Annotated in this window: 14 protein-coding genes; 8 read left to right on the plus strand and 6 right to left on the minus strand. The window is 69.1% G+C overall.

Annotation, left to right across the window (positions count from 1 at the left end; translation table 11 throughout):
• Positions 1–72 precede the first annotated feature (72 nt).
• Complete coding sequence (locus tag ACPYIS_RS03825) at positions 73–1,044, plus strand: metallophosphoesterase (RefSeq protein ID WP_132963157.1); 972 nt, start codon at positions 73–75, stop codon at positions 1,042–1,044.
• Positions 1,045–1,232: 188 nt separating this feature from the next.
• On the plus strand, positions 1,233–2,222 hold the full coding sequence (locus ACPYIS_RS03830; protein WP_424860024.1) for a porin: 990 nt from the start codon (positions 1,233–1,235) through the stop codon (positions 2,220–2,222).
• A 96-nt stretch (positions 2,223–2,318) separates the two neighbouring features.
• Here ACPYIS_RS03830 and ACPYIS_RS03835 read toward each other — a convergent pair whose 3' ends face one another.
• Complete coding sequence (locus ACPYIS_RS03835; protein ID WP_424860023.1) at positions 2,319–3,572, minus strand: YbfB/YjiJ family MFS transporter; 1,254 nt, start codon at positions 3,570–3,572, stop codon at positions 2,319–2,321.
• Positions 3,573–3,628: 56 nt separating this feature from the next.
• On the opposite strand from ACPYIS_RS03835, the gene ACPYIS_RS03840 reads away from it, so the two are divergent.
• Positions 3,629–4,999, plus strand: a complete 1,371-nt coding sequence (locus ACPYIS_RS03840) for an aspartate aminotransferase family protein (protein ID WP_424860022.1) — start codon at positions 3,629–3,631, stop codon at positions 4,997–4,999.
• Positions 5,000–5,001: 2 nt separating this feature from the next.
• Here ACPYIS_RS03840 and ACPYIS_RS03845 read toward each other — a convergent pair whose 3' ends face one another.
• A complete protein-coding gene (locus ACPYIS_RS03845) occupies positions 5,002–5,586 on the minus strand; it encodes a hemerythrin domain-containing protein (RefSeq protein ID WP_424860021.1) in 585 nt (194 codons plus the stop codon).
• A gap of 95 nt (positions 5,587–5,681) precedes the next feature.
• Positions 5,682–7,979 (minus strand): heavy metal translocating P-type ATPase, encoded by a 2,298-nt coding sequence (locus ACPYIS_RS03850; RefSeq protein WP_424860020.1) that lies wholly within the window; start codon positions 7,977–7,979, stop codon positions 5,682–5,684.
• Between the two features lie 73 nt (positions 7,980–8,052).
• Between ACPYIS_RS03850 and ACPYIS_RS03855 the strand changes: the two genes are divergently transcribed.
• The 5 genes from ACPYIS_RS03855 (at position 8,053) to ACPYIS_RS03875 (ending at position 10,820) form a co-directional block, all read left to right on the plus strand.
• Positions 8,053–8,250 carry a heavy-metal-associated domain-containing protein gene (locus tag ACPYIS_RS03855; RefSeq protein ID WP_299019708.1) on the plus strand — a complete coding sequence of 66 codons (198 nt, stop codon included), beginning with the start codon at positions 8,053–8,055 and terminating at the stop codon, positions 8,248–8,250.
• Between the two features lie 420 nt (positions 8,251–8,670).
• Complete coding sequence (gene minC / locus ACPYIS_RS03860; protein WP_424860019.1) at positions 8,671–9,423, plus strand: septum site-determining protein MinC; 753 nt, start codon at positions 8,671–8,673, stop codon at positions 9,421–9,423.
• A 29-nt stretch (positions 9,424–9,452) separates the two neighbouring features.
• Positions 9,453–10,265, plus strand: coding sequence for a septum site-determining protein MinD (gene minD, locus ACPYIS_RS03865; RefSeq protein ID WP_424895051.1), 813 nt, complete (start codon positions 9,453–9,455; stop codon positions 10,263–10,265).
• Between the two features lie 5 nt (positions 10,266–10,270).
• Positions 10,271–10,531: a cell division topological specificity factor MinE gene (gene minE / locus ACPYIS_RS03870; RefSeq protein ID WP_299019702.1), complete on the plus strand. Its 261-nt coding sequence runs from the start codon at positions 10,271–10,273 to the stop codon at positions 10,529–10,531.
• Entirely contained in the window at positions 10,521–10,820 is a 300-nt protein-coding gene (locus tag ACPYIS_RS03875) for a SemiSWEET transporter (protein WP_299019699.1), read from the plus strand. The genes minE and ACPYIS_RS03875 overlap by 11 nt, the downstream gene beginning before the upstream one ends.
• Here ACPYIS_RS03875 and ACPYIS_RS03880 read toward each other — a convergent pair whose 3' ends face one another.
• From ACPYIS_RS03880 to purE, 3 genes are read right to left on the minus strand one after another with little or no spacing between them, the layout of a single operon-like run.
• Positions 10,821–11,837 (minus strand): L-threonylcarbamoyladenylate synthase, encoded by a 1,017-nt coding sequence (locus ACPYIS_RS03880; RefSeq protein ID WP_424895233.1) that lies wholly within the window; start codon positions 11,835–11,837, stop codon positions 10,821–10,823.
• Positions 11,834–13,042 carry a 5-(carboxyamino)imidazole ribonucleotide synthase gene (locus ACPYIS_RS03885; RefSeq protein WP_299022040.1) on the minus strand — a complete coding sequence of 403 codons (1,209 nt, stop codon included), beginning with the start codon at positions 13,040–13,042 and terminating at the stop codon, positions 11,834–11,836. The genes ACPYIS_RS03880 and ACPYIS_RS03885 overlap by 4 nt, the downstream gene beginning before the upstream one ends.
• Complete coding sequence (gene purE / locus ACPYIS_RS03890) at positions 13,039–13,545, minus strand: 5-(carboxyamino)imidazole ribonucleotide mutase (RefSeq protein WP_299022038.1); 507 nt, start codon at positions 13,543–13,545, stop codon at positions 13,039–13,041. Before purE ends, ACPYIS_RS03885 begins: the two co-directional genes overlap by 4 nt.
• Between the last annotated feature and the right edge of the window lie 33 nt (positions 13,546–13,578).

Genomic DNA, 13,578 nt, shown 5'->3' on the forward strand with positions numbered 1-13,578 from the left:
GGGCGGACACCCGGTCCGTTCGCCCCGATCTGCTGGCCCCTCGGGGCCGGTTTTGTTGAGGAGCCCAATCCCATGCGTTTTCCCCTTTTGCCCCGGGCGTGGCGCGGCGCCGTCGCCGCCACGGCCGTGCTGCTGGCCGGCACCGTCGCGGCCCAGACCGTGCGCTTCGTCGCGCTGGGCGACATGCCCTATGGCCCCCCTGACAAGAGCTATCCGCCCTACCGCGCGCTGATCGAGCGCGTCAACGCGCTGCAGCCGGCCTTCACCGTCCACGTCGGCGACTTCAAGGCCGGCTCCACGCTGTGCAGCAACGAGGAGTTTTCCGCCCAGCTGGAGCACTTTGGCCGCTACCGCGGTGCCGTGGTCTATACCCCGGGCGACAACGAGTGGACCGACTGCCACCGCGCCAACAACGGCGGCTACGACCCGCTGGAGCGCCTGGCCACGCTGCGCCAGCGCTTCTACACCCCCGGCCGATCGCTCGGCCAGCAGCCCATCGCGGTGGAAAACCAGTCCACCGTCATGCCCGCCTTCGCGCCCTATGTGGAAAACCAGCGCTGGTGGGCCGGCGACGTGCTGTTCGTCGCCGTGCACATCGTCGGCAGCAACAACAACTTCGAGACGCGCGACCCCAAGGCCGTGGCGGAATTTTTCGAGCGCGACCGCGCCAACGTCGCCTGGCTGCGCGCTGCCTTCGAGCTGGCGCAGCAGCGCAACGCGCGCGCCATGGTGGTGGCCATGCAGGCCGACCCGTTCGACAACCAGCAGCCGGTGGAGACGTTCCCGCGCCACTCGGGCTTTGCCGCCAGCATCGGCGACACGCTGGTGCCGCTGGCGGCGCAGTGGGGCCGTCCGGTCCTGCTGATCCACGGCGACAGCCATGTGCTGGCCTTCGACAACCCCTTCAAGCACCAGAAAAAGCCGGTGCTGAACCTGACACGCCTGCAGGTGCCGGGCGCGGCCGACGTGCGCGCGGTGGAGGTGAGCGTCGATCCGGCGTCGTCGCAGCCGTGGACCATCCAGGTCTTTGACGCCCAGCCTTGAGGCGCGTGTGAAGCCCGATGACGTTGTTTATGAACAACATTCGGGTCATCACGAATTGACTTCACATCACCGTCATCAGGGGCCGGTGCAATAGCCCCTGTGGTTCGGCCCTCCGGGCCGCCCATCCCCAGTTGCAGCCCCCCCATCCGGGGCTGCCGCTTTCTGGTTCAACCCTAGGAAATCCGACGATGAAAAAATCCCTGATCGCCCTGGCCGCCCTGATGACCACCGGGGCCGCCCTGGCCCAATCCAACGTCACGCTGTACGGTCGCGTGGACCTGTCGGTGGGCAACCTCAAGGACAAGGTCAAGAACACCTCCACCACCCAGATGTTCCAGGGCGGCGACGGCGGTCTGACCGCCTCGCGCTGGGGCCTGCGCGGCACCGAGGATCTGGGCGGCGGCCTGAAGGCGGCCTTCAAGCTGGAAAACCGCTTCAACCCCGACACCGGCGCGTCGCAAGACCCATACTTCAGAGGCGAATCCAGCCTGTCGCTGATGGGTGGCTTCGGCGAGGTCAAACTCGGCCGCAGCACGACCGTCTACAACGACGTGCGTGCCCTGGGCGAGAGCCGCGATGTGTTCGGCTCGGCCTTCACCGCTTCCCGCAACGGCGTGTTCAAGTCGGGCGGCGACTATGCCCGGCGCTTCGACAACAAGATCAGCTACTACAGCCCCAACATGGGCGGCTTCTACGCGGGCATCGACGTCTCGCTGGACGAGAAGGCCGGCGTCTCCCAGGACAAGTACGCCTTCAAGGCCGGCTACAAGCAAAAGGAATTCGAGGTCGCTCTGGCCCACCAAAACGAGAAGGACAAATCCGACAAGTACACCGCGCTGGCCGCGATGTATGACTTCGGCAGCTTCTCGGTGTCGGGCGTATACAACCAGCGCAAGGGCAGCGCCGCCAACGGCGACGACAGCGAATACGCGCTGGGCGTGACCGTGCCGGTCGGGGCCTGGGCCTTCTCCGGCGGCTATGCCTACAGCAAGACCAAGGACTCGGCCGGCGGCGCCAAGAACGGCAAGGCCAGCGGCTTCGCCCTCGGCGCCACCTATGCCCTGTCCAAGCGCACGCGCCTGTACGCCGGCTACCGCGACGTGGTGGTGAAGAACAACGTCGGGGCCAAGACCAAGGACGAGCGCCTGGTCGCCTTCGGCATGCGCCACGACTTCTGATCGCGGCCCTGTCCGCACACGGGCGGTGACGGGCCGCCCGATCTCTCCAAAAACGCTCCTTGGGACGGGCTTTCTGCGGAAAGCCCGCTTTTTTTCTCAGGACAGGGCACGCTGGCGCCACGCCGCCAGCGCCCCCAGCCACAGCGCCCCCGCCGAGAACACCAACCCCCGCTCCAGCCCCCCGGGGCCGTCGCCGATCCAACCCACCACCGTGGGGCCGACGATCTGCCCCAGCGCAAACACGATGGTGAACAGGCTGATGCCACGCGCCCACTGCGCCGGCGGCAGGTTGTGGCGCACCAGCGCGGTGGTCGATGCCACCACGGACAAAAACACCGCGCCAAACAGCAGGCCCGACGCCAGCAGCACCGGCCAGGCGTGGGTCAGGGCCGGCAACACCGTGGCCAGTCCGAGCAATGCATTCAGCCGCGCCAGGGGCTGCCCGTCGCGGTGCCGATCCAGCAGCCCGGCCCACAGGCGCGACGACGCCATCACCGCCACCCCCAGCAGGGCATAGAACAGCGTGATTTCAGCCGCAGGGGTGCCGCGGTCGCGCAGCAGCGCGACCACGAACGTCATATAGCCGATGTAGCCCACCCCAAACAAGGCGTAGCCCGCCAGCGAGGGGGCAAACGCCCGCAGCAGCGCCCCGGTGTGGGCCGGCCCCCCGGCAGCGGCGGGCGCCGGCGAACTGGCCGGCGCCGGCGGGGCGGCGCCCGTCAGCCCCAGCGTGCCCAGGCCGCGCCAGGCGTGGACCAGGCCCCCGGTGGCCGCCAGACAGGCCACGGCCAAGGCCCACCAGGCCCACGCCCAGGCGTGCGGCCGATCCGCCGCCCAAGCCAGCACGGCCGGCACCGCCAGCGACGACAGCACGATGCCGCTGCCCACGCCACCATAGTACAGGCCCAGCATCAGGCCGGCATGGCGGGGCCAGACACTGCCCAGCCGGGCCGCCAGCAGCCCCCCGGCCACGAACACCCAGGCACTGGCGATGCCCGCCAGCCAACGCTGGGTCAGCAGCGGCCCATCGGCCGTCAAAAAACCGCTGCCCGCCATGAACAGCGCCGCCAACGCCGACCCGCCCAGCAACACCGCCGCCGGACCATGGCGGCGCATCAGCGCAGGGACGGTGAGTGCCCCGACCAGATAGCCCACCGCATTGGCCGTGTTCATGGCGCCGGCGAGCAGATAGCTCCAGCCCAGATCCGCGCGCATCGGCGGCAGCAGCAGGCCATAGGCAAAGCGGGTGATGCCCAGTGACACCGCCGCCCCCAGCGACAGCCACAGCGCGAGCACCAGACCGCGGCGCAACGGCACCGGGCAAGCGGATCCCTGTTCGAGGCGAGACATGGCCCCGCATTGTAACGCGGGCCTTTCTATCCTGTCACACCATGCGCGACACCCGAATGCCCTCCCCTTCCGCCCCCGTATCCGCCGAGCGCCTGGCGGCGCTGCAAGCCGCCGAGCGCGAGCGCTTCCTGGCCGAACACCCCCGCTCGCGCGTGCTGGCCGGGCGCAGCGCGGCGCACTACCTGTTTGGCGTGCCGCTGCACTGGATGCGCGACTGGCCCAACCCCGTGACGCTGTTCGTGCGCAGCGCCCACGGGGCGGAACTCACCTGCGCCGACGGGCATGGCTACGCGGACTTTTGTCTGGGCGACACCGGGGCGATGTTCGGCCACTCCCCGGCCCCGGTGGCGCGCGCCATCGCCGAGCAGGCGGCGCACGGGCTGACCTGCATGCTGCCCACCGAGGCGGCAGCGGGCGTCGGTGAACGGCTGGCGCAATGCTTTGGCTTGCCGTTCTGGCAGTTGGCCCTGTCCGCGAGCGACGCCAACCGCTTCGTGCTGCGCTGGGCGCGCGCGGTCACCGGCCGGCCGCAGTTGTTGGTGTTCGATGGCTGCTACCACGGCGCGGTGGACGACACGCTGGTGGACCGCGACCCCGCGACCGGCAGCACGGTGCGCCGGCCATCGGTGCTCGGCGCGGTGCACGACCACCCCGATTTCACGCGGGTCATCCCCTTCAACGACCTGACCGCGCTGGAGCGCGCGCTGGCCGATGGGCAAGTGGCCGCCCTGCTGGCCGAGCCCGCGCTGACCAACTTTGGGCTGGTGCCGCCCGAGCCCGGCTTCTGGCCGGCGGCTCAGGCCCTGTGCCGCCGCTACGGCACCCTGTTGGTGCTGGACGAAACCCATACCCTGTCCAGCGGCGTCGGCGGCCATGCGCGGGCGCACGGGCTGGCACCCGACGTGTGGGTGGCCGGCAAGGCCGTCGCCGGGGGCGTGCCCTGCGCACTGTACGGCGTGACCGCCGATCTGGCGGCCCGCATGCAGGCGGTCAAACAGGCTGCACCCGAGGGGCACAGCGGCATCGGCACCACACTCACGGCCAACGCCCTGGCCATGGCCGCGCTGGATGCGGCCTTGCAGCATTTGCACACGCCAGCCAGCTATGCCGCCATGAACCGCGTCGCCGATGCGCTGGAAGCCGGCTTGACCGAGCGCTTGCGCGCCCGTGCCCTGCCCTGGACCGTGACACGGCTGGGCGCCCGGTTGGAACTGCAGTTCATGCCCGAGACGCCGCGCAACGCCGACGATGTGCGCCGCCATGCCCAGCCGGCGCTGGAAGCCAGCCTGCACCTGTTCCTGCTCAACCGCGGGGTGCTGCTGACCCCGTTCCACGGCATGATGCTGTGCTCGCCGGCCACCTCCCCGGCGCATGTGGATCGCCTGCTGAACGCCTTCGACGACTGGCTGGCCGCCCTGGGTTTGTGAGGTCACGCCCCGAGGCCGATGGGCGCCGGGGCCACCTCCAGAATGCGGCGAAACAGCCGCTCGTAGGCCGGATCGGGCGCATAACGGCCCGTCAGCGGGTCGCGGTTGGCCTCGAACGCCTCGTCCAGCGCCCGCCAGTCGGCTTCGTCGAGCACGCGCTGGGCCGCGGGCAGGATTTCCTGCTCCTCCAGCCGCATGTGCTCCAGATAAAACCCGACATAGCGCTCGCAGGCCTCGACGAAGGCGGCCTGGCGGTCGTCGCCCAGCCATTCCCAGGCCAGCAGCCGGTGCTGCAATTCGCGCACCTGCGACTCGCCCTTCATGTGGTCCTGCTCCAGCCGGGTGATGACGGGCAGCACGGCCGGCTCGCGCTTGGCCACGCGCGGAAAGAGCAGATCGGACTCTTTCGGATGGTGCAAGCGCTCCGGAAACTCGTCGATGTAGAACAGCATCGCGCGCAGCGTGTCGAAAAAGCGCGCGCGGTCATCGCCCGGGCCGCGGCGAACCAGCCACAGCAGGGACTGCAGCATCGCTGCCAGCGCGGCGTGTTCGTCGCGAATGGTACGCAGGGCACTCGAAGCATGCATGGGGGACTCCCGCCAAATGGCCACGGCCCGCCACTGTCAGATGCCGGGCCAAGCGCGAGCATGCCCCAGCCTGCGGTGGGCGATGTTGACCCAAGTCAATGCGGCGCGGCAGGCGGCAGCGGTGCCGGGTGCCAACGCGTCAGCCATAAGGCATTGCTCACGACGCTGACCGAACTCGCGGCCATCGCCGCGCCGGCAAACACCGGGTCCAGCCACCCTAAGGCCGCCAGCGGAATCCCCGCCACGTTGTAAATGAAGGCCCAAAACAGGTTCTGGCGAATCTTGCGCACCGTGCGTGCCGAAATATCGAGCGCCGCGGGCACCAGTGCCGGGTCACCGCGCAGCAGCGTGATGCCCGCCGCGTGCATCGCCACGTCCGTGCCACTGCCCATGGCCATGCCGACGTCGGCCGCGGCCAGCGCCGGGGCATCGTTGACGCCATCGCCCACCATGGCCACCGGGCCAGCGACGGCCTGCCATTCGCGCACCACGGACACCTTATCCGCCGGCAGCACCTCGGCCCGTACCTCGCCCGCTTCCGGCCGCAGCCCCAAGCGGCGCGCCATCGCCTCCGCCGAGGCCCGCTGGTCGCCCGAGATCATGACAACCCCGATGCCACGCGCCCGCAGGGCCGCGATGGCGGCGGCCGCGGTGGGCCGCGGCTCGTCGGCAAAGGCCAGTAGCGCCAGCGGCCGCCACACGGGATCGTCGTGCCAGGCCAGCACTGCCAGCGTCGCACCGTCTCGCTGCGCCAGCGCCTGCAACTCGGCCCACCGAGCAGGCAGACCCTCACCCGTCCAGCGACAGCCCAGCTCCACCATCCAGCCCGGACTGCCCAATGCCAGCGAGACGCCCTGCACGCGGCCTTGTACACCCCGGCCGGGCACCGCCTGCACCGCCTCGGCCGGCTCTGGTTGCCCCTCGCCGATGGCTGCCAGCACCGCCTGCGCCAACGGGTGGCTGCTGCCCATCTGCAGGGCAGCCGCCGTGCGCAATGCGGCCTGTTCATCGACGCCCTCGGCCGGCGCAAGCGCCAGCAGCCGCGGGCGCCCCAGGGTGAGCGTGCCGGTCTTGTCGAACGCGACGGTACGCACCTTGTGTGCCGCCTCCAGCGCTTGCGCATCCTTGACCAGGATGCCGTGGCGCGCCGCCGCTCCCGTGCCGGCCATGATCGCCGTGGGCGTGGCCAACCCCAGGGCACACGGGCAAGCGATCACCAACACCGCCACGGCGTTCAACACGGCGCTCTCCAGCGGGGCACCGCCCACCGTCCCCCACAGCACGGCAGTGGTCAGCGCCACCACCACCACCACGGGCACGAACACTGCCGCCACCCGATCCACGGTCTGCTGCACCGGCGCCTTGTGCGCCTGCGCGTCTTGCACCAACGCGATGATGCGTTGCAGCATCGATTGCGCGCCCGTGGCGGTCACGCGCACCTCGATCGCCCCGTCGCCATTGAGGCTGCCGCCGGTCACGGCATCGCCTTCGGCCTTTTCCACCGGCAACGGTTCGCCGGTCAGGAGCGACTCGTCGACCTGCGTGCGGCCCCGCTCGATCACGCCGTCGGCGGGAATGCGCTCACCCGGGCGCACCAGTACCCGGTCGTCGGGCAACAGCTCGGAAACGGGAACATCGACCACGGCGTCACGTCGCACGCCGTCCGGCAGCAGGTGCGCACGCTCGGGCCGTAGCGCCTGCAGCGCCCGAATGGCCGCCAACGTGCGGCGCTTGGCGCGCGCCTCCAGCCACTTGCCCAGCCGCACCAGCGCGATCACCATGGCGGCGGCTTCGAAGTACAAATGCGGCTCGGTGCCCGACGGCGCGCGCCACCACAGCCACACGCTCATGCCCCAGGCGGCCGAAGTACCCAGCGCCACCAGCAGTTCCATGTTGCCGCTGCCATGGCGCAGCGCCTGCCAGCCCGCCCGGTAAAAACGCGCCCCCAGCCCAAACTGCACCGGCGTCGCCAGCAAGGCCTGCCACAGCGGCGGCAACATCGCGTGCACCCCCAACGGCTGCAGCAGCATGGGGGCCGCCAGCGGCAATGCCAACAGCAAGCCTGCCAGCACCCACCACCCCTCGCGCCGCAGTGCGGCATCCTGCGCGGCCTGCGCAGCGTCCGTATCCTCGTCCAGCGGAAGAGGGTCGTACCCCGCATCGCGGATGGCGCGCTGCAGCCGCGCCGGCAACTCCGCGGCCAGTGTCGGGTCCGCTCGCCACTGCACCCGCGCCGACTCGGTGGCCAGGTTGACGCTGGCCGACACCACCCCGGGCACGCGCTGCAGGGCCCGTTCGACCCTGGCCACGCACGAGGCACACGTCATGCCGCCAATGCCCAGATCGCACTGGCCCGTGGTTTCGGCATCGGAAGGCGCAACGGTGGAGGTCATACCCAACGAGTATGCAACGGATGGGCGGCGACTTATGATGCAGGTGTCGTTTTTCCTGCTGTGAGTCCATCCCATGCAACACGCCTTCACCGTCACCGGTATGTCTTGTCAACACTGCGTGCGCGCGGTCACGCAAGCCGTCCGCGCCCTCGACCCCGACGCCACGGTGCGCGTCGATCTCGACGCCCAACGCGTCGAGATCGAGTCGTCGCGGCCCCGCACGGAACTGGCCCAAGCCATCCGCGACGAGGGCTACACCGTCATCGACTGACGCGGCTCGCCCGTCGACGGCATCGCCCCCCGGGGCGTTGCGACCACCAACCGCGGGTTGCCCGCCGCCTTGATGGCATCGCGGCAGGCAACCCGTGGTTTTTTTGCGTGCGAACAACCCTGTGGATATCGAGCGGGTAACGAGACGGTTATCCACCGAGGGGCGAGCACCAAGCAACATTGTTCCCGTTGGCGCTGCCCCTTTCTGCCACCCAGCCCACAGGGTTGAGCGTCTCGCAACCCATTGTTGCATCGCCAGATCACGGTCTTATCCACGGCCGAGGCCGATGTTCTAGCTACGACGACTACCGTGATCGATTCAAAAGAAGAAAAACAGGGAAAACGCCATTGGCACGATGGCGCACCGCGCCTCGCCAACACGGAGGGGCGACGCTGCTAAGATGCGCACCGAATGCACGCCATGTCCGCCCCACCCACCGTTGCCCTCGAGATTCGCCACGGCCAACTGCCGCTGGTGGTGGCCCGTCTGCGCGGGCCAGATGTGGCAGCGGTGTTGGCCGAGCTCGAGCAGCGCTATGGCGGCGCGCCCGGCTTTTTCGAGGATGAGCCGCTCTTGCTCGATTGCGCCGACTGGGCGGGCGCGGCGAACGCGCCGACACCGCTGGAGCAGCAAGCCTTGCTCGATGGCTTGCGTGCGGCAGGGTTGCGTCCGCTGGCGTTTTGTGCGGCCCCCCCGATGTGGCGAGACGCCTTCCTGGCAGCAGGGCTCGTCGAGGCCGAAGCCCCTCCAGCGGCAGCGGTTCGCAGTGGTGCCGCGCCTGCTGCTGCGCCGACCGTATCCGTCGAGACGGCACCGGCGGCGCCGAGCTCCGCGCTGGTGATCGATCGGCCCTTGCGGTCGGGTCAACAGGTGTATGCGCGCGGCCGCGACCTGGTGGTGCTGGCGATGGTCAATCCGGGCTCGGAAGTCATCGCCGATGGCCACATCCACGTCTATGCGCCGTTGCGGGGGCGGGCCATCGCCGGGGCGCGTGGTGACACCCAGGCGCGTATCTTTTCGTTGGCGCTGGAGCCCGAGCTGGTCTCCATCGCTGGGATTTATCAAACGGCAGAAAAGCCCTGGCCCGACGCCGTGCGCGGCAAACCCGCGCAGGTGCGGCTGTCCACGGGCCCGGACGGGGACAAGCTGTTGTTCGAACCCCTGTCCTCTTGAACACCATTTTTGGATCGAAAGCGGTTTCCATGGCCAAAATCGTCGTCGTTACATCGGGCAAAGGTGGCGTAGGCAAGACCACGACCAGCGCCTCGTTCGCCACCGGTCTGGCCCTCAAGGGGCTCAAGATAGTGGTCATCGACTTTGACGTCGGTCTGCGCAACCTCGACCTCATCATGGGCTGCGAGCGGCGCGTGGTGTACGACTTCGTCAACGTCATTCAGGGTGAGGCCAATCTGAACCAAGCGCTCATCCGTGACAAGCAGGTCGACAACCTCTACGTGCTGGCCGCCAGCCAGACGCGCGACAAAGAAGCGCTCAAGCAGGATGGCGTGGAGCGCGTGCTCCACGACCTGGCGGGCATGGGGTTCGAATACATCGTGTGCGACTCGCCCGCGGGCATCGAAACCGGCGCGCTCATGGCCATGCACTACGCCGACGAGGCGCTGGTCGTGACCAACCCGGAGGTCTCGTCGGTGCGCGATTCGGACCGTATCCTGGGCATGCTCAGTTCCAAGACCAAACGCGCGATCGAAGGCCGCGAGCCGGTCAAGGAGCACCTGCTGATCACGCGCTACAACCCCAACCGCGTGCAGGACGGGCAAATGCTGTCGCTGCAAGACATTCAAGACATCCTGCGCATTCCGCTCATCGGCGTCATTCCCGAGAGCGAAGCCGTGTTGCAAGCGTCCAACCAAGGGGTACCGGCCATCCACCTGCAAGGCACCGATGTCTCGGAGGCGTACAAGGACGTCATCGATCGCTTCTTGGGCCAGGACAAGCCGCTGCGCTTCATCGAGGCCGAAAAGCCCAGCTTTTTCAAGCGCCTGTTCGGGAGGTGAGCGCCGTGTCCTTGCTGTCCTTTTTGCTGGGCGAAAAGAAAAAAACCGCGGCGGTCGCCAAGGAACGGCTGCAGATCATCCTGGCGCATGAGCGTTCCGGGCGCAATGCGTCGGAGCCCGACTATCTGCCCGCCCTGCAGCGCGACCTGGTCGCCGTGATCGGCAAATACATCCCGATCAATCCCGACGACATCAAGGTGCACCTCGAGCGCCAGGATAATCTGGAGGTGCTCGAAGTCAAGATCGAGCTGCCCGATGCCCGCTGACGCGCTGGCAGGGTGGGCCGATGCGATCGGGACCGTGGCCGCCGTGTTGACCACGGCCAGCTTCGTGCCGCAAGCATGGTTGACGTGGCGCACGCGCGACGTTTCGGGGATCTCGCTAGGGATGTACAGCGCGTTCACCACCGGGGTCGCGTGCTGGCTGGTCTATGGCATCTTGCTGGGCGCGTGGCCCATCATCATCGCCAACGCCATCACGTTGAGCCTGGCGCTGGCGATTTTGACGATGCGCATCCGCTACGGTGGCGCAGGCGATTCAGCCCGAACCCGCTGATCAGGCCGCCGCGCGCTGCAGCCGATCTCGTACCCCGTCCCACGCGGCATCGGCCGGCGGCCGCTCCACCCAGATCAGGCGCGTGTCATCCGCATCCAGCGCGCGCAAGACGGCAAACAGCTCGCGCGCGCAAGCGGCGGCATCATCGGGCATGCGTGCCATGCGGACATGCGGGCTTAGCACCCGCAGCGGCGTGCGGTGATAGACCGCCAGCTGACGCGCCTCGCCGCCCAGCAGGTCGAGCGCCGTTTGCAGCTCGGTGGCATCCATCAGCCATACTTTGGCACGCGGGGCATAGTGCGACGCCAGCGTGCCGGACGCGCGCGGTGCCTGCGCGTCGCGCTCGGCGATCGGCACACTCGCCGCGGCGTGCAACTCGTCGAGGCCGATCGTGCCGGGCCGCAGCCGCACCGGCATGCCGCGCGAGCAGTCGATGATGGTCGATTCGATCCCCACGGGGCACGCGCCACCGTCCAGGATCAACAGCGCCTCGTCGTCGAGGTGGCCGAGCTCGTCGAGCACATGCTGGGCGGTCGTTGGGCTCACGCGGCCGAAGCGGTTGGCGCTCGGTGCCGCCAGGCCATGGATACCGGCCGCTTTGGCCGCGCACAACACGCGCTGGGCCACTGGGTGCGCGGGGCAGCGCAAGCCGATGGTGGGCTGTCCGCCGGCAGCCGTGTCGGCCACGCCGGGCCGGCGCGGTAGGATCAACGTCAACGGCCCGGGCCAGAACGCCTCCATCAGGCGCTGGGCAAATGGGGGCACCTGCGCCGCATAGTGATCGAGTGCTGCGGCCCGTTCTTCCCGGGTGGTGCCTGCCAGGTGCACGATCAGCGGGTGGTCCGCTGGCCGCCCCTTGGCGGCAAAAATGCGCGCCACGGCCTTGGGCTGGTCGGCGTCCGCGGCCAGCCCATAGACGGTCTCGGTGGGCAGCGCGACGAGGTGGCCGGCGCGCAGCCGCTGCACCGCGTCGTCGATGGCCGCGTCCGCTTCGGGCCGCTGGGCGTGAAGAATCAGCGCCATGGTGCGATACCCAGCCGCTGCGCTGCTGCTAGCGCGGTGGTTTGCGCCTGCGCTGCCGTCGGGGCAGTGACGGTGAGGTGCCCCATCTTGCGCCCGGGGCGGGCATCGAGCTTGCCATACAGGTGTAGGTGTACGCCGGGCAGCGCCAGCACGCCCGTCCAGTCCGGGGTGCACGGCTGGCCGTCGCGCCACCACAGGTCACCCAACAGGTTGAGCATGATGGCCGCGCTGTGCTGGCGCGGCGCGGGCAGGGGCAACCCGGTGAGTGTGCGTACTTGCAGCTCGAACTGCGACACGTCGCAAGCGTCGATCGTGTAGTGGCCGCTGTTGTGCGGGCGCGGCGCCATCTCGTTGACCACGAGCCTCCCGTCGGCACTGCCGTCGTCGATGACGAAATATTCCACGCACAGCACGCCGACGTATTGCAGCTGCTCGGCCACGATGCGTGTGGCCTCGACCGCCCGTTGCGCCAGGGCAGCAGGCACGGCACCGGGGACGGCTTCGGTCACGGCCAGGATGCCACGGCGGTGCACGTTGCGCTGCGGCTCGAAGTGCACCGTGGTCCCATCGGCGGCCCGCGCGAGGATGACCGATAGCTCGTCACGCAATGCCAACCGCTGCTCCAGCACACAAGGAACGCGGCCCAATTGTTCCCAGGCCGCGGCCAGTGCCGCTCGGTCGTCGACGGGAACTTGTCCTTTGCCGTCGTAGCCCAGGCGGGCGGTCTTGAGGATGCCAGGCAGCAGCGCATCGGGTACGCGCGCCAGATCATCGGCCTCGGTGATGACGGCATACGGCGCCGGCCCCACGCCGGCCAAGGGGGCGCAAGCCGCGAAGTGGGCCTTTTCCGCGATGCGGTCTTGCGCGATGGCCACCGCCTGCGCTCCGGGGGCGACCGGCCGTTGCGCGGCCAGGGTTGCCAGCGCCCCGGCGGGGACGTTTTCAAACTCGGTGGTGATGGCCTCACAGCGTTGCATCAATTGCGCCAGGCCCTGTTCGTCGTCGTAGGCGGTGGCGATGTGCACGTCGCTGGCGCGGCCTGCGGGGCTGATGGGATCGGGGTCGAGCACTGCTGTTTGGTAGCCCAGTGCCTGGGCCGCGTGCACGAACATGCGGCCCAGCTGACCCCCACCGAGCACCCCCAGGGTGGCCGTGCGACCACCGGCCATGGGGCCGGGCAGGATGGGCGTGGCGCTCATGACGCCTCCCCGATCGGCAGCGTCATGGCGCGCGCCATCGCGGTCTGCTCGGCACGAAAAGCGTGTAACCGTTCGCGCAGCGCGGCATCGTGGCGCGCCAGCATGGCCACCGCGAACAATGCCGCATTGGCCGCGCCTGCGGCACCGATGGCAAAGGTGGCCACCGGCACCCCCTTGGGCATTTGTACGATGGAGTGCAGCGAATCCACCCCCTGCAGGTGCCGACTGGGCACCGGCACGCCCAACACGGGCACCGTGGTCTTGGCCGCCAGCATGCCGGGAAGGTGGGCGGCGCCGCCTGCGCCGGCCACGATGGCTTGCAGCCCGCGGCCTTCCGCGGCTTCGGCATAAGCGAACATATCGTCGGGCATGCGGTGGGCCGAGACGACGCGCGCCTCGAAGGCGACGCCAAACTGTTGGAAAATGGCAGCCGCGTGTTGCATGGTCTCCCAGTCACTGCTGGAACCCATGACGACACCGACCTGGACGTTGCTGCTGGACATGGCGACCCCGGGGAAAATCCCTTCATTCTAGAG

It is taken from the genome of Tepidimonas sp. HKU78, assembly GCF_049860815.1.
Taxonomy (GTDB): domain Bacteria; phylum Pseudomonadota; class Gammaproteobacteria; order Burkholderiales; family Burkholderiaceae_C; genus Tepidimonas.

What these genes read in the sequence shown, in the direction of transcription:
- ACPYIS_RS03825 (WP_132963157.1), top strand. Translation starts at nt 73, where the DNA reads ATGCGTTTTCCCCTTTTGCCCCGGGCGTGGCGCGGCGCCGTCGCCGCC.
- ACPYIS_RS03830 (WP_424860024.1), top strand. Translation starts at nt 1,233, where the DNA reads ATGAAAAAATCCCTGATCGCCCTGGCCGCCCTGATGACCACCGGGGCC.
- ACPYIS_RS03835 (WP_424860023.1), bottom strand. Translation starts at nt 3,572, where the DNA reads ATGTCTCGCCTCGAACAGGGATCCGCTTGCCCGGTGCCGTTGCGCCGC.
- ACPYIS_RS03840 (WP_424860022.1), top strand. Translation starts at nt 3,629, where the DNA reads ATGCCCTCCCCTTCCGCCCCCGTATCCGCCGAGCGCCTGGCGGCGCTG.
- ACPYIS_RS03845 (WP_424860021.1), bottom strand. Translation starts at nt 5,586, where the DNA reads ATGCATGCTTCGAGTGCCCTGCGTACCATTCGCGACGAACACGCCGCG.
- ACPYIS_RS03850 (WP_424860020.1), bottom strand. Translation starts at nt 7,979, where the DNA reads ATGACCTCCACCGTTGCGCCTTCCGATGCCGAAACCACGGGCCAGTGC.
- ACPYIS_RS03855 (WP_299019708.1), top strand. Translation starts at nt 8,053, where the DNA reads ATGCAACACGCCTTCACCGTCACCGGTATGTCTTGTCAACACTGCGTG.
- minC (WP_424860019.1), top strand. Translation starts at nt 8,671, where the DNA reads ATGTCCGCCCCACCCACCGTTGCCCTCGAGATTCGCCACGGCCAACTG.
- minD (WP_424895051.1), top strand. Translation starts at nt 9,453, where the DNA reads ATGGCCAAAATCGTCGTCGTTACATCGGGCAAAGGTGGCGTAGGCAAG.
- ACPYIS_RS03875 (WP_299019699.1), top strand. Translation starts at nt 10,521, where the DNA reads ATGCCCGCTGACGCGCTGGCAGGGTGGGCCGATGCGATCGGGACCGTG.
- ACPYIS_RS03885 (WP_299022040.1), bottom strand. Translation starts at nt 13,042, where the DNA reads ATGAGCGCCACGCCCATCCTGCCCGGCCCCATGGCCGGTGGTCGCACG.
- purE (WP_299022038.1), bottom strand. Translation starts at nt 13,545, where the DNA reads ATGTCCAGCAGCAACGTCCAGGTCGGTGTCGTCATGGGTTCCAGCAGT.